12 protein-coding genes are annotated in these 13,981 nt (G+C 70.8%); 5 read left to right on the forward strand and 7 right to left on the reverse strand.

What is annotated here, in order from left to right; genetic code table 11:
• Positions 1-13: 13 nt before the first annotated feature.
• Genes OKJ99_RS03700 through pgsA form a run of 3 tightly spaced genes read right to left on the reverse strand, consistent with a single transcriptional unit; the run spans position 14 to position 2,795 of the window.
• On the reverse strand, positions 14-1,174 hold the full coding sequence (locus OKJ99_RS03700; protein WP_326014270.1) for a glycosyltransferase family 4 protein: 1,161 nt from the start codon (positions 1,172-1,174) through the stop codon (positions 14-16).
• Positions 1,171-2,085 (reverse strand): phosphatidylinositol mannoside acyltransferase, encoded by a 915-nt coding sequence (locus OKJ99_RS03705; RefSeq protein ID WP_326014271.1) that lies wholly within the window; start codon positions 2,083-2,085, stop codon positions 1,171-1,173. The genes OKJ99_RS03700 and OKJ99_RS03705 overlap by 4 nt, the downstream gene beginning before the upstream one ends.
• The gene (pgsA, locus tag OKJ99_RS03710) at positions 2,082-2,795 is read right to left on the reverse strand and encodes a phosphatidylinositol phosphate synthase (protein ID WP_326014345.1); all 714 of its coding nucleotides are present in this window, start codon (positions 2,793-2,795) and stop codon (positions 2,082-2,084) included. Before pgsA ends, OKJ99_RS03705 begins: the two co-directional genes overlap by 4 nt.
• Before the next feature lie 192 nt (positions 2,796-2,987).
• Here pgsA and OKJ99_RS03715 point away from each other — a divergent pair, with 192 nt between their 5' ends.
• Positions 2,988-5,204: an elongation factor G-like protein EF-G2 gene (locus tag OKJ99_RS03715; protein WP_326014272.1), complete on the forward strand. Its 2,217-nt coding sequence runs from the start codon at positions 2,988-2,990 to the stop codon at positions 5,202-5,204.
• Between the two features lie 187 nt (positions 5,205-5,391).
• Positions 5,392-7,140: a hypothetical protein gene (locus tag OKJ99_RS03720; RefSeq protein WP_326014346.1), complete on the forward strand. Its 1,749-nt coding sequence runs from the start codon at positions 5,392-5,394 to the stop codon at positions 7,138-7,140.
• A 9-nt stretch (positions 7,141-7,149) separates the two neighbouring features.
• Here the strand turns inward: OKJ99_RS03720 and OKJ99_RS03725 are convergent, their stop codons facing one another.
• Positions 7,150-7,713, reverse strand: coding sequence for an HIT family protein (locus OKJ99_RS03725; RefSeq protein WP_326014273.1), 564 nt, complete (start codon positions 7,711-7,713; stop codon positions 7,150-7,152).
• Positions 7,714-7,780: 67 nt separating this feature from the next.
• On the opposite strand from OKJ99_RS03725, the gene OKJ99_RS03730 reads away from it, so the two are divergent.
• Entirely contained in the window at positions 7,781-8,464 is a 684-nt protein-coding gene (locus OKJ99_RS03730; RefSeq protein WP_326014274.1) for a potassium channel family protein, read from the forward strand.
• A 12-nt stretch (positions 8,465-8,476) separates the two neighbouring features.
• Here the strand turns inward: OKJ99_RS03730 and thrS are convergent, their stop codons facing one another.
• Positions 8,477-10,456 carry a threonine--tRNA ligase gene (gene thrS, locus OKJ99_RS03735; RefSeq protein WP_326014275.1) on the reverse strand — a complete coding sequence of 660 codons (1,980 nt, stop codon included), beginning with the start codon at positions 10,454-10,456 and terminating at the stop codon, positions 8,477-8,479.
• Between the two features lie 156 nt (positions 10,457-10,612).
• Here thrS and OKJ99_RS03740 point away from each other — a divergent pair, with 156 nt between their 5' ends.
• Positions 10,613-11,176, forward strand: coding sequence for a DinB family protein (locus OKJ99_RS03740; protein WP_326014276.1), 564 nt, complete (start codon positions 10,613-10,615; stop codon positions 11,174-11,176).
• Between the two features lie 22 nt (positions 11,177-11,198).
• Here OKJ99_RS03740 and OKJ99_RS03745 read toward each other — a convergent pair whose 3' ends face one another.
• Both OKJ99_RS03745 and OKJ99_RS03750 read right to left on the reverse strand, forming a co-directional pair.
• Complete coding sequence (locus OKJ99_RS03745) at positions 11,199-12,416, reverse strand: hypothetical protein (protein WP_326014277.1); 1,218 nt, start codon at positions 12,414-12,416, stop codon at positions 11,199-11,201.
• 36 nt (positions 12,417-12,452) lie between these two features.
• A complete protein-coding gene (locus tag OKJ99_RS03750; protein WP_326014347.1) occupies positions 12,453-13,019 on the reverse strand; it encodes a DUF4365 domain-containing protein in 567 nt (188 codons plus the stop codon).
• Between the two features lie 184 nt (positions 13,020-13,203).
• Between OKJ99_RS03750 and OKJ99_RS03755 the strand changes: the two genes are divergently transcribed.
• Positions 13,204-13,929 (forward strand): 3'-5' exonuclease, encoded by a 726-nt coding sequence (locus tag OKJ99_RS03755; protein ID WP_326014278.1) that lies wholly within the window; start codon positions 13,204-13,206, stop codon positions 13,927-13,929.
• Positions 13,930-13,981 lie beyond the last annotated feature (52 nt).

The raw sequence follows: 13,981 nt of genomic DNA on the forward strand, positions 1-13,981 counted from the left end.
GTCGCGGCGGGCGTCAGTCCCGCGCCAGCCCGAAGCGCGCCCTGAGGCCCGTCCGCTCGTCCGTCGCCACAGCGGCCGCGCCCTGGGTCACCGTCTCGTAGACCGAGAGGATGTCAGCGGCGACCGTGGACCAGTCGAAGCGGCGGACGTGCTTGCTGCCACGCGCGCGTAGTTCGGCACGGCGGTCCGGGTCGCCCAAGAGGCGCAGGGCCGCGACGGAGAGGTCGTCCGCGTCCTCGTTGGTGAAGAGTTCGCCTGCCGCGCCCTGGTCGAGGACCTGGGCGAAGGCGTCCAGGTCGGAGGCGAGTACGGGTGCGCCCGCCGACATCGCCTCGACGAGGATGATGCCGAAGCTCTCGCCTCCGGTGTTGGGCGCGACGTACACGTCGACGCTCGCCAGCAGGCGCGCCTTGTCCTCGTCGCTGACCATGCCGAGGAACTCGACGCGGTCGCGCATCTCCTTGGGCAGCGAGGCCACCGCCTCGTCCTCGTCGCCCCGCCCCGCGACCAGGAGCCGGGTCTGCGGGCGCTCCGCGAGGATCTTCGGCAGCGCCTTCATGAGCACCGGCAGGCCCTTGCGGGGCTCGTCGATGCGGCCGACGAAGCCGATCGTGTCACCCTGCCACTCGGGCTTGGGTTCGGCCCGCGCGAAGAAGTCGACGTCGACGCCGTTCGGGATGGTGACCGCGTCGCCGCCCAGGTGCTCGACCAACGTACGGCGCGCGTACTCGCTCACCGCGATGCGCGCGCTGATCTTCTCCAGGGCGGGCTGCAGGATCGGATACGCGGCGATCATGGCGCGCGAGCGCGGGTTGGACGTGTGGAAGGTCGCGACGATCGGGCCCTGCGCGGCCCAGCAGGTCAGGAGGCCCAGCGACGGGGACGCCGGTTCGTGGATGTGGATCACGTCGAACGTGCCGTCGTGCAGCCACCTGCGTACGCGCGCGGCGCTCAGGAAACCGAAGTTCAGGCGCGCCACCGAGCCGTTGTACGGCACGGGAACCGCGCGGCCCGCCGACACGACGTACGGCTGCAGCGGGGTCTCGTCGTCCGCGGGGGCGAGGACGGACACCTCGTGCCCCAGGGCGATGAGGTGCTCCGCCAGATCGCGGATGTGGAACTGGACGCCGCCCGGCACGTCCCAGGAGTACGGGCAGACGATTCCGATCCTCACGCCGGCCTCTCTTCGAAATGGTCGAGGTCGGCGAGCCACAAGCGCTGGAGCATGTGCCAGTCCTCCGGATGGTCCGCGATCCCTGTGGCGAAGGCATCGGCCAGCGCCTGCGTCATCACAGACGTCTTCTCGGCCCGCGTACCTGTCTCCGGCACGTCGACGGGTGGATGGATGCGACCCCGCATTATGGGCGAGCCGTCGTACCAGAGGGTGACCGGGAGCAGCGGCGCGCCGGTCTGCTGGGCGAGCATCGCGGGCCCGGCGGGCATCCGCGTCGACTCACCGAAGAACTTGACCTCCACACCGGAGGACGACAGGTCCCGGTCCGCGACCAGGCAGACCAGGCCGCCCGCACGCAGCCGCCGGGCGAGCGTCCCGAAGGCGGCGCCGCCCGTGTGCGGCAGCACCTCCATACCGAGGCCCTCCCGGTAGGCGACGAAACGGTCGTACAGGGTCTCCGGCTTGAGCCGCTCGGCGACGGTCGTGAACGGGATGTCCAGCTCGGTGGTGACCCAGGCGCCCGCCAGGTCGTAATTGCCCATGTGGGGCAGCGCGAGGACGACACCCTTGCCGGCGTCCAGGCCCTCGGTGAGGTAGTGGACGTCCTTGACCGAGAAGCCCTCCTGGATGCGCTCCTTGCTCCACGCGGGGAGCCGGAAGGACTCCATCCAGTAGCGCAAGTAGGAGCGCATGCCCTTCTTGGAGAGCTGTCGCAGACGCTGTGGAGTGGCATCGGGCACCACGCGCGCGAGGTTGGCCTCCAGGCGCTGCACACCCTTGCCGCGCTTCTTCCAGGCGGCGTCGGCGATCGTGCGGCCGAGGCGCTGCGCGACCGGCTCGGGCAGCTTCTTGACGGTCGCCCAGCCGAGCCCGTACAGCGTGTCGGTGATCCGCTCCTGCGTCCCGCTCACGAGGTGGCCCCCTCCTCGGCGGCCGCCGCGTCGGCCTCGGCGGACTCGCGGCGCACCGTGACCACGCGCTGGATCAGCGTGACCAGGCTGCCCACGGCGACGATCCACAGGGCGACCGGCAGCAGGTACTGGATGCCGGGCACGCCGAACTTGTGCAGCCCGGCGAAGCCCGCGGCGACGAGCGAGATGACGAGCCGCTCGGCCCGCTCGATGAGCCCGTTCACGGCGACGGGCAGGCCGATCGATTCTCCACGTGCCTTCGTGTAGGACACGACCTGGCCGCTGGCGAGGCAGAAGATCGACACGGCGCACAGGACGCTGTCGTTGCCGCCACCGGCGTACCAGAGCGCCAGGCCGCCGAAGATGGCGCTGTCGGCGACCCGGTCGAGCGTGGAGTCCAAGAAGGCGCCCCAGCGGCTGGAGCGGCCCAGCTGGCGCGCCATATTGCCGTCCACGAGGTCCGAGAACACGAACAGCGTGATGACGACGGTTCCCCAGAAGAACTCACCGCGCGGATAGAAGACCAGCGCACCGGCCACGACTCCGGCGGTGCCCAGGAGCGTGACCGCGTCGGGGCTGACTCCGCGGCGGATGAGAAACGCGGCGAACGGTGTGAGGACACGCGTGAAGAATGCACGCGCGTACTTGTTCAGCATGGCCTTCCCGAGGGTCGGTGGCCGCGCGGCCCCTCTGGCCACCGGCTGGCCCATCGTAGCCACGCACACGTACGAACCGCCGACGGGCCGCCCCGCGCGCGTGCGATCCGGTACGACGTATGGACGCACAGTGACCCGAGTGGAAAGCTCGAAGACACCGCGGGCGTCGCCGAAGCCGCCTCCGCACGCGGATTCGCGTGTCCGCGCCCTCACGACCTCACCGAGCAAGCAACCGGGAGGCAAGGCATGGGCGACAAGAGCAACGGACACCCCGGAGCCGCCGGCAGGGCAGCGACGGCCGACCATCCCGCGTCCGTACGGAATGTGGTGCTGGTCGGCCACAGCGGATCGGGCAAGACGACCTTGGTGGAGGCCCTCGCGCTGACCGCGGGGGCGGTGAACAGGGCGGGCCGTGTCGAGGACGGCACATCCGTCTCCGACTACGACGAGATCGAGCATCGCCAGCAGCGCTCGGTCCAGCTCTCGCTCGTCCCTCTGGAGTGGGACGGGTTCAAGATCAATCTACTGGACACCCCCGGCTACGCGGATTTCGTCGGGGAGCTGAGGGCCGGTCTGCGGGCTGCGGACGCGGCCCTTTTCATCGTCTCCGCGGCCGACGGGCCCGAGACGATGGCCGGCGCGACGCGCATGGTGTGGGAGGAGTGCGCGGCGGTCGGCATGCCGCGGGCCATCGTGATCACGCACCTGGAGGCGGCGCGCGCCGACTTCGAGGACATGACGCGGACCTGCGCCGAGGTCTTCGGTGGCGACGACCCGGACGCCGTGCTTCCGCTGTACCTCCCGCTGCGCGGCGAACGGGCGCCGGACGGGCACGCGCCCGTGACGGGCCTGATCGGGCTGCTCTCGCAGCGCCTCTTCGACTACGCGTCGGGCGAACGCAAGGAGTCGGAACCGGACGCCGACCAGGCCTCGTTGATCGAGGAGGCCCGCAACCGGCTCATCGAGGGGATCATCTCGGAGAGCGAGGACGAGACCCTCATGGACCGCTATCTGGGCGGCGAGGAGATCGACGTCAAGACGCTCATCGACGACCTGGAGCGGGCCGTCGCGCGCGGCGTCTTCCACCCGGTCCTCGCGGCGGCCCCGGCGCCGGAGGACGCACGGCAGGGCATCGGCACCGTCGAACTCCTCGAACTGATCACCGGCGGCTTCCCGACGCCCTTGGAGCGGGCCGCTCCCGACGTGCGCGGGCGCGACGGGAAGGAGCTCGACATCCACGCCTGCGACCCGGAAGGGCCGCTGGTGGCGGAGGTCGTGAAGACCGCGTCCGACCCGTACGTGGGGCGGGTCTCGCTCGTCCGCGTCTTCTCCGGCACCCTGCGTCCCGACGAGACGGTGCACGTCTCGGGCCACGGGCTTTCCGACCACGGGCACGAGACCCGCGCCCTGCACGAGGCGGACGAACGGATCGGGGCGCTCTCGGCCCCCTTCGGGAAGCAGCAGCGCACGTTGACCCACTGCATCGCAGGCGATCTGGCGTGCGTCGCGAAGCTGAGCCGGGCGGAGACCGGGGACACGCTGTCGGCGAAGGAGGCGCCGCTGCTCATGTCGCCGTGGGAGATGCCCGACCCGCTGCTTCCGCTGGCCATCCAGGCGCACAGCAAGGCCGACGAGGACAAGCTCTCGCAGGGTCTTTCACGCCTGGTCGCCGAGGACCCGACGATGCGCCTGGAACAGAACCAGGACACGCACCAGGTGGTGCTGTGGTGCCTCGGCGAGGCGCACGCGGACGTCGCCCTCGAACGGCTGCGCAGCCGGTACGGGGTGCAGGTCGACGTCATCCCGCACAAGGTCTCCCTTCGGGAGACGTTCGCGGGCAGGTCGGCGGGGCGCGGCCGGCACGTGAAGCAGTCCGGTGGCCACGGCCAGTACGCGATCTGCGAGATCGAGGTGGAGCCGCTGCCCGGCGGCTCGGGCATCGAGTTCGTGGACAAGGTCGTCGGCGGCGCGGTCCCCCGGCAGTTCATCCCGTCCGTGGAGAAGGGCGTGCGGGCGCAGGCGACGAAGGGCGTCGCGGCGGGATATCCGCTCATCGACGTGCGGGTGACCCTGCTCGACGGCAAGGCGCACTCGGTGGACTCGTCCGACGCGGCATTCCAGACGGCTGGGGCGCTCGCGCTGCGCGAGGCCGCGGCCGATGTGCGGATCCATCTCCTGGAGCCGGTGGCCGAGGTCGAGGTCCTCGTCGGCGACGACTATGTGGGAACCGTGATGAGCGATCTGTCCGGGCGGCGCGGCCGCGTCGTCGGCACCGAACAGGCATCGGGCGGGCGGACGTTGATCCGGGCCGAGGTGCCGGAGATCGAGATCGGCCGGTACGCCGTGGACCTGCGCTCCCTGTCGCACGGCACCGCGCGTTTCAGCCGCGAGTACGCCCGGCACGAGCCGATGCCTGCCCAGTTGAGCGAGCGGATCCGCGAACAGGCCCAGGACGTCCCGTAGTCGACCCCAGGGCCGCACACCGGCCCCGGCTTCCCGTTCCTCGGGGCCGGTGTCGGTGGCGGCCGCTACGCTGGTCGAAGATCAGCCGGATCCGGCCGACGGCGCGCCCAACAGGTGTGCGGGGCGGGCAAGTCGGGAAAAGCCGCAGCGACGGCTCGCGGTGATGGGGGTGGCAGTGGCGGACACGATGAAGCCGGCTTCGGCCGACGGAATTTTCGACTTCCGACCGGGCGCGCAGATCCCGCTGCAGGGTTCCGCGGGCCAGACCGCCGCGACGTTCGCCATCGCCTCGGCCGCGTACCGGGACGACCCGGCGGTGAAGATCGAGGACACCAACAACGAGTGGCACAAGTCCCAGGTGAAGAAGGGGATGTGGTCACTGTTCGCGCCGAACCTCGGTGAGGCCTTCGCGCGGGCGGTGCAGGTGCGGATGCTGGGCGGCGCGCGCAAGCCGCTCATCCAGTCGTTCGGCACCGAACCGCAGGTCGTCGTGGAGCACTGCCTCGCGGCCAATCGGATCCGGCGCCAGCGCGACAGCCTGCTCACGCTGGTGACGGTGGTGTTCGGCTTCCTCTTCCTGCCCGGTTTCCTGCTCTGGGTGACCGCGTTCGAGATCCGCCGCAGGGACAACATCCGGGTGGCTCTGGCCGAGAAGGAGGTCCAGGAGGCCGAGGGCAAGGGCGCCAAGGAGAAGCGCGAGGCCAAGAAGCACGAGCGTGCGGCGCGCGGCCGGGCCGCCCTCACCATGGCGGTGCTGGCCGTCGTGTTCGTCGCCGTCGTGATCGTGCTCGTCAAGCTTCCGTCCGACAGCGGCTGGACCTGGTATCTGCGCGCCTGTTTCGTGGCGCCCGTGATCGGCGGCATCTGGGCGCGGCGGATCTGTGAGCGCACCGCGCGGGACCTGCGGGACCGCTGGGGCGGGCTGCTGTCGGGCGGCGGGATCGGTGCGAAGATCCCGGAGGCGGTGCCCGGCAGCCCGGGTGAGACCGCCGCGGAGCAACTGCGGCAGAATCTCGCCAAGTTGTCGGCCGAGCAGCAGTCGAACTCCGTGTTCTACGCCGGCCCCAAGGGCATCCTGGGCATGGGCACGCGCTGGGGCGGCTGGCAGCTGGCCGAGGACCTGGTGTCCAAGGAGCCCGGCAAGGACATCCACCCGTTCCGCAGCTGGGACGTGATCCGCGCGATCCACGACCAGCTCCGCCTCCTGGAGCGCAAGCCCATCCACACGGGCGGCTTTCCCACGCCTTCGGTCAAGCACTGGATCGTCTCGCCGATCGGTGAGAACGCGAAGAGCGTGACCCGCCCCTCCGGCGTGAACGTCGATGCGTTCGAGACCAGGACGCACGAGATAGAGCGGATCTGCAACGAGCAGCAGTTCGGCGGCGGCAGCCGCCACTACCTGGGCGTCCAGTTCACGCTCTGGGACGGCCAGTTGGTGATCACGATGCTGATCACGGTGACGGTGCTGCACCAGACACTGCGGATAGAAGTGACCGGGCACGCGCTCGGTCCGGTGCACTCCCTGTTCACGTCGAAGCCCGAGCCGAAGAAGAAGGAGATCTCCAAGCCCATACGGTTCTGGGAGACCACGGAGAAGACGCTCCCGCTGATCACCTCGGACGAGGCGGTCCGGATCGCGGTCCGCGCCCCCTTCACCTGGTATCCGCCACTCCTGGACCACCTCGGCGGCAAGCTGGTGCTGCCCGAGCCGTTCGGCCTGCGGCACGCCTGGGCCGATCAGCCGTGGCGGCACCGCTTCATGGCGGACGACGCACTGCGCACGGCCACGCCCGTGCTGCGCGTGGTGCACGCGGCGGCCATCAGGGTGCTCGACGAGAACGGCGTGGACACCGAGAAGTTCGGCAATCGCTCGGGCTTCCTCAGCGGCGCGGTCCAGGACCCGACACCGGGGAAGGCGGACACGTACAACGCGTAGGGCGCGTGCTCACTCGCCCGGCCAGGCCTTCGCCAGCGCCGTGCGCGTGTCGGCGAGCATCTGCGGCAGCACCTTGGTGTGGCCGACGACCGGCATGAAGTTGGTGTCGCCGCCCCAGCGCGGAACGATGTGCTGGTGCAGATGGGCCGCGATGCCGGCCCCCGCGACCGCGCCCTGGTTCATGCCGATGTTGAAGCCGTGCGCGCCCGAGGCCGAGCGCAGCGCGGACATGGCGCGCTTGGTGAAGTCGGCGAGTTCCGCCGTCTCGTTCGGGTCGAGGTCGGTGTAGTCGGCGACGTGCCGGTAGGGCAGCACCATCATGTGCCCGCCGTTGTACGGGTACAGGTTGAGGATCGCGAAGACGTGGCTGCCGCGGGCCACGATCAGCGCGTCCTCGTCGGACTTGCCGGGAGCCGTGCAGAAGGGACAGCCGTCGTCGGCCCCGGGGCCGCTCGGTTTGCCCTCGCCCTGGATGTACGCGATGCGGTGCGGGGTCCACAGACGCCCGAATCCGTCCGGCTCACCCACTGGACCGACCTGCTGCTCCGGCTCACTCGTCATGCAATGCAGCATATTGCGTCACCTCACAGAGGCGTGTCGGCGGGTACCACCCCAGGTCGGCGCGGGCGATGCTGTCGGGATGACCGACACCCCACTCGCCCGCTGGGAGCGGCACAACGGCGTCGTCCTGGCGGTGGCCTCGCTCGTCTACCTCGCCGGGTACGCGGTCCGGGTCCTCGGCCAGGCACTGCCCGAAGCCCTTCGGGCCCTGTGCCTCGCCCTCACGCTCGCCGCGTGGGCGGTGTTCATCGTGGACTACGTGGTGCGCCGGCACCTGAGCGGGCGGCGCTGGCCGCGCTTCATCCGCACGCACTGGCTGGACACGCTCGTCCTGCTGCTTCCGCTGCTGCGGCCCGTACGGATCGTGCAGGCCTACGAGGCGGTGCAGCGCCGACAGAACGAGCCGCGACTGTCGCTGCACGCGCGCGTGATCGCGTACGCGGGCCTCTCGGTGACACTGCTCGGCTTCGCGGGGTCGCTGGCCCTGTACCAGCAGGAGCACATGGCGCCCGGCGCGGACATTCGTACGTACGGCGACGCGGTGTGGTTCACGTGCACGACGCTGTCGACCGTGGGCTACGGCGACCTGGCGCCTGTCACTCCGCTCGGCCGGCTCGTGGCGGTGGGTGTGATGGCCTGCGGCCTGGCCCTGCTCGGCGCGGTCACCGGCTCGTTCTCGTCGTGGCTGTTGCAGGTGTTCGCGCGGGAAGGGGAGAGGCCCCCGGAGCACGCTCCGGAGGCCTCTCGACGCGATACCGACTGACGGACCAGGTGGTCAGACCTGCGCCCGCTCCTCGACGACCTTCGCGATCTTCGCGATGGCCTCGTCGACCGGGATGCCGTTCTCCTGCGAGCCGTCGCGGTAACGGAAGGACACCGAACCGGCGTTCATGTCCTCGTCGCCCGCGATGACCATGAAGGGCACCTTGGCCTTCTGCTGGTTGCGGATCTTCTTCTGCATGCGGTCCGAGGACTTGTCGACCTCGACGCGCAGGCCCTGGGCGCGCGCCTTCTCGGCGAACTCCTCCAGGTACGTCACGTGGCCGTCGCCGATCGGGATGCCGACGGCCTGGACGGGGGCGAGCCACGCCGGGAACGCACCCGCGTAGTGCTCGAGGAGCACGCCGAAGAACCGCTCGATCGAGCCGAACAGGGCGCGGTGCAGCATGACGGGCTGCTGGCGCGAGCCGTCCGCCGCGGTGTACTCCAGGCCGAACCGCTTGGGCTGGTTGAAGTCGACCTGGAGGGTCGACATCTGCCAGGAGCGGCCGATGGCGTCCTTGGCCTGCACGGAGATCTTCGGGCCGTAGTACGCGGCGCCGCCCGGGTCGGGCACGAGCGGAAGGCCCTGCTTCTCGGCGGCGGTGCGCAGCGCCTCGGTGGCCTCCGCCCAGTCCTCGTCCGTGCCGATGAACTTGTCGGAGTCGTCGCGGGTGGACAGCTCCAGCTCGAACTCGGTCAGGCCGTAGTCGCGCAGCAGGTCCAGGACGAAGGTGAGGAGCTTGTCGAGCTCCTCCGCCATCTGCTCCTTGGTGCAGTAGATGTGCGAGTCGTCCTGCGTGAAGCCCCTGGACCGGGTCAGGCCGTGCACGACGCCCGACTTCTCGTAGCGGTACACGGTGCCGAACTCGAAGAGCCGCAGCGGCAGTTCACGGTAGGAACGCCCGCGGGACTTGAAGATCAGGTTGTGCATCGGGCAGTTCATCGCCTTGAGGCGGTAGTTCTGCTCGTCGAACTGGATGGGCGGGAACATGCCCTCCGCGTAGTGCGGCAGGTGCCCCGAGGTCTCGAAGAGTGCTTCCTTCGAGATGTGCGGGGTGTTCACGAACTCGTAGCCGGAGGCCTCGTGGCGGCGGCGCGAGTAGTCCTCCATGACCTTGCGGATCACGCCACCCTTGGGGTGGAAGACCGCGAGGCCGGGGCCCAGCTCGTCCGGGAAGGAGAACAGGTCCAGCTCGGCGCCCAGCTTGCGGTGGTCGCGCTTCTCGGCCTCGGCGAGGAACTCCAGGTACGCCTTCAGCTCGTCCTTCGACGGCCACGCGGTGCCGTAGATGCGCTGGAGCTGCGGGTTCTTCTCGCTGCCCCGCCAGTAGGCGGCGGCCGAGCGCATCAGCTTGAACGCGGGGATGACGCGGGTGGTCGGCAGGTGCGGGCCTCGGCAGAGGTCCTTCCAGCACAGGTCACCGGTCTTGGCGTCGATGTTGTCGTAGATGGTCAGCTCGCCGCCGCCCACCTCGGCGTCCGCGCCGTCGGCGGCCTGCGCCGCGTTGCCCTTGAGGCCGATGAGCTCCAGCTTGTACGGCTCGTCGGCGAGCTCGACGGCGGCGTCCGCGTCGGTGGTGACGCGTCGCGAGAAGCGCTGCCCCCGCTTCTGGATCTCCTGCATCTTCTTCTCGATGCGCTTGATGTCCTCGGGGGTGAACGGCTCCTTGACGTCGAAGTCGTAGTAGAAGCCGTCCTTGATGGGCGGGCCGATGCCGAGCTTGGCGTCGGGGAACAGCTCCTGCACGGCCTGCGCCATGACGTGCGCGGTCGAGTGCCGCAGGATGTTCAGGCCGTCCTCGGAGGAGATCTCCACGGGCTCGACGGTCTCGCCGTCGGCGACCTCGTACGCGAGGTCCTTCAGCTCACCGGCCACGCGGGCCGCGACGATGCTGCGCTCGCCGGCGAAGAGCTCGGCGGCCGTAGTGCCCGTCGTCACCACGCGCTCTTCCCGCTCGGAATCGCGTTGGATGGCCACACGGACGTCAGACACCGTACTTCTCCTACCTGAAGATGGAACGCCGCGCCATTACCAGTGACGCGCGCAGCCACGATCGTACCGAGTCACCAGGGCCGCTCGCGAAACGGTTAAGCAGCGGGCGGTCCGGCGGCCGGGCGACTGTCAGTGCCGGGCTCTAGCGTGAGACGTATGACACTCGACTGGAACACGCTCCTCGCCGACCAGCTCGACTGGCACTGGCGCCACCAGCTCCGCGACCGCCTGGCGGGGCTCACCGACGACGAGTACTTCTGGGAGCCCGTGCCGGACTGCTGGACGCTGCACCCGCGCGGCACCGGCACGGCCGCCATCCAGGGCGGCTCCGGAGACCTCACGATCGACTTCGAATACCCGGAGCCGGTCCCCGCCCCGGTGACGACGATCGCGTGGCGCCTCGGCCACATTCTGGTCGGCGTGCTCGGGGCCCGGAACGCGTCGCACTTCGGGGCGGAGCCGGTGGACTACATGTCGTACGACTATCCGGGCACGGCCGCCGGGGCCCTGGACCGTCTCGACGCCGCGTACGCGCAGTGGATCGCGGGCGTGCGCGGACTGGACGAGGCGGCGCTGGCCCGCCCGTGCGGATCGGCCGAGGGCGAGTTCGAGAAGGAGCCGATGGCGACGCTCGTGCTGCACATCAACCGCGAGATGCTGCACCACACGGCGGAGATCGCCCTGCTCAGAGACCTGTACGCGCACCGGGCCACCGGCTAGTCCGCCCCGCTAGTCCGGCCCGCTAGTCCTCCCCCGCGCACGCCTCCTCGAAGAAGTCCAGGTTCTCCTGGAGCGACTTCATCATCCGGTCCCGCTCGGCCTCCTCCACCTGTACGGGTACGACGCCGGTCGCCCCGGTGAGGCGGCGGAATCCGCCCCGGCTCTCCAGCCGCCCGTGCACGCGGATCGGCAGGCCCACCAGGTGCGCGTGCCCCGCGATCCGGTACGCCTCCTCGTCCAGCGTCATCCGCACGTGCGGCACCTCGACGCCCGCGAGCACCCGCAGCCGCACCGTGCCCGCGCCGCGCGGCCCCGTCCTGCGCATGCGGACGACGGTGCCGGTGACGCGGACGGAGACGGCGGGTTCGGCGTACAGGAAGCGGGCGCCGGCCTCGCGCAGCACGTCGAGGTCGCCGGGTGAGAACTCGACGGGGGCGTCGCCGTCCGTGCACTCCTGCGGCACCCCGGCGGCGGGCGCCCAGGACACGCCGACGCGCGCGCCCTCGGTGCCGCGGACCAGCGCGACGAGCGCCTCGGTCAGTTCATGGCTGACGCCCGCCTCGATCGCGCTGTCGAACGCGTCCATGCCGCCGGTGGCCCGCCGGTAGTCGATGGCCTCGCGCACCGCGTACAGCGCCTGGTGCAGCCGGACGGCGAGCGCCCGCCCCGTGGCCACGGGCACGAACGCGGTGAGACGGCGCCCGCCGGACGCCGTCTGCACCAGGACGTTCTCCAGGACCGCGGCCGCGGGCCGCCGGTGCCTGGCCCCGTAGTACCCGGCGCGGCCGCGCGCGGCGAGGGCTCCCGCGAGGAGCATCTGCCGTGCGGCGCCCCGCAGTTGCTCCTCGGCGGGCCAGGACGAGACGCCCGCGGGCCCCGCCGGGACATCGCGCGTCCAGCGGATCTCGTCGCTGGGCACGGCGAGCGAGACCAGCACCTCGCGCGCGGACGGCGTACCGCTCCGTTCGAGGGCGATGAGCGCCTCGCCGAGCAGTTCCTCGCTGTCCGGAAAGGCCCGGCTCTCCGGCACGAGCAGGCTCGTACGGCCCCCGGCCCCCGGCAGCGTCCAGCGCGCGTACCGACCGGTGGCCCCGCCGCGCCGCCGCCAGCCGTGCCGGTCGAGCAGGGCGCCGAGCACCGCGGGGTCGACCTGCCCCGGCTCGGGGCCGACGAGGTCGACGGGGTGGCCGCGCCCCGCGCCGAGCGGACGCAGGGGTTCCTCGATCGGGCGATGCTGCATCACACAACTCCCTTCGGCCCAGGCCGAGTTGAACCGTCAGGGCCGTCCACCCGCGCCCACCCTGGCCATGATCTCGCAGAGCGCGCGGTCGTCGAAGATCCGCGCCGTCGGGACGCGCACAGTGGTCCTGCGGCGGCCGGTGACCGGGTGTCCCGCGAGGTTCATCCAGTAGCAGCAGTGCCGCAGGTCGAGCCGGTCGTGGGCGGCCCGCAGCCAGTCGTCCTGGGAGCGCGGTACGAGCATCACGACGAGGATCTTGTGCACCGAGACCGGGGTGCGGGCGAGCTTCTCCAGGTGCGCGTTGTCGAGCGTGAAGGCGAAGGTCGGACCCGGCGGGTCGGGCGCGACCTGGTACGTCGCCTTGAGCTGCACCTTGATGGTGACCTCGTCGTCGACCACGTGTCCGGGCGAGGTGTGACTGACGTGCCAGTCGATGCCGTTGTCCGGAAAGGGCTGCGAGAGCGAGCACCCCGCGGCAGCGGCCACGGCATGCAGATAGCCCACCTGCAAGGTCTCCATGCAGGCGGTGGTGGCGAGTGTGCCGCGCGGCGGTGGGATCCGCTCGGGCAGCAGCCCGCCTCGTTCGGGCCGCGCGAGCGCCATGGGCCGACTGACCTTCCGGGAAAGCGGGTTCACGCCGATGGCACCCCGCTGAACTGCCATGACTCGTACCTGTGTTGTCACCGCTCGGCGTACGACGCAAACAGCGCGGGTATCACCGCTTGGGGCAGGGACAACACGTCGACCGGACGTCATCTGCCGCACGGGAACCAGGAGTTGAGAGATCATGACGTGCTGGTACGAGGGTCCCCTGGCCGCCTTCGACACCGAGACGACCGGCGTGGACGTGGAGAACGATCGCATCGTGTCCGCCGCGGTCGTGGTGCAGGACGCCGCGGGAACGCGGCCGCGGACATCGCGCTGGCTGGTGAACCCCGGGGTGCCGGTGCCGCCCGGCGCCACCGAGGTGCACGGCCTGACCGACGAACATCTGCAACGCAACGGGCGCTGGCCGGCGCCTGTGATGGAGGAGGTCGGGCGCGCGCTCGCCGAGCAGGCCGCGGCGGGCCGCCCGCTCGTCGTGATGAACGCCCCGTTCGATCTGACGCTGCTGGACCGCGAGTTGAAGCGGCACCGGGCCTCGTCGCTCTCCCACTACTTGGAGACTTCGTCCCTGTGCGTGGTCGATCCGCGCGTCCTGGACAAGCATCTGGACCGTTACCGCAAGGGCCGCCGCACGCTGACCGATCTGTGCGAGCACTACGAGGTGGAGCTGGCGGGTGCGCACGACGCGGGTGCGGACGCGCAGGCCTCCCTCGACCTGGTGCGGGAGGTGGGCCGCCGGTTCGCGTCGCGCCTGGAGCGGCTCTCCCCCGCCGAGCTGCACACCTTGCAGGCGGTCTGGCACGCGGCGCAGGCCCGCGGCCTGCAGGCCTGGTTCGCCCGCAGCGGCAACCCGGAGACGGTGGACCCGGCATGGCCGCTGCGCCCGGAACTTCCGGCGGCGGCCTGATCGTTCCCCCGTCGGGGCCCTCAAGGCAGAAACGAAAAACCGGCCCGCCTGT

It is taken from the genome of Streptomyces endophyticus (assembly GCF_035798155.1).
Classification (GTDB): Bacteria; Actinomycetota; Actinomycetes; order Streptomycetales; family Streptomycetaceae; genus Streptomyces; species Streptomyces endophyticus.

Bases quoted from the DNA above. Each gene is read 5' to 3' on its own strand.
- pgsA (WP_326014345.1), bottom strand. From the start codon at position 2,795: ATGGGCCAGCCGGTGGCCAGAGGGGCCGCGCGGCCACCGACCCTCGGG.
- OKJ99_RS03715 (WP_326014272.1), top strand. From the start codon at position 2,988: ATGGGCGACAAGAGCAACGGACACCCCGGAGCCGCCGGCAGGGCAGCG.
- OKJ99_RS03720 (WP_326014346.1), top strand. From the start codon at position 5,392: ATGAAGCCGGCTTCGGCCGACGGAATTTTCGACTTCCGACCGGGCGCG.
- OKJ99_RS03725 (WP_326014273.1), bottom strand. From the start codon at position 7,713: ATGCTGCATTGCATGACGAGTGAGCCGGAGCAGCAGGTCGGTCCAGTG.
- OKJ99_RS03730 (WP_326014274.1), top strand. From the start codon at position 7,781: ATGACCGACACCCCACTCGCCCGCTGGGAGCGGCACAACGGCGTCGTC.
- OKJ99_RS03740 (WP_326014276.1), top strand. From the start codon at position 10,613: ATGACACTCGACTGGAACACGCTCCTCGCCGACCAGCTCGACTGGCAC.
- OKJ99_RS03745 (WP_326014277.1), bottom strand. From the start codon at position 12,416: ATGCAGCATCGCCCGATCGAGGAACCCCTGCGTCCGCTCGGCGCGGGG.
- OKJ99_RS03750 (WP_326014347.1), bottom strand. From the start codon at position 13,019: ATGGCGCTCGCGCGGCCCGAACGAGGCGGGCTGCTGCCCGAGCGGATC.
- OKJ99_RS03755 (WP_326014278.1), top strand. From the start codon at position 13,204: ATGACGTGCTGGTACGAGGGTCCCCTGGCCGCCTTCGACACCGAGACG.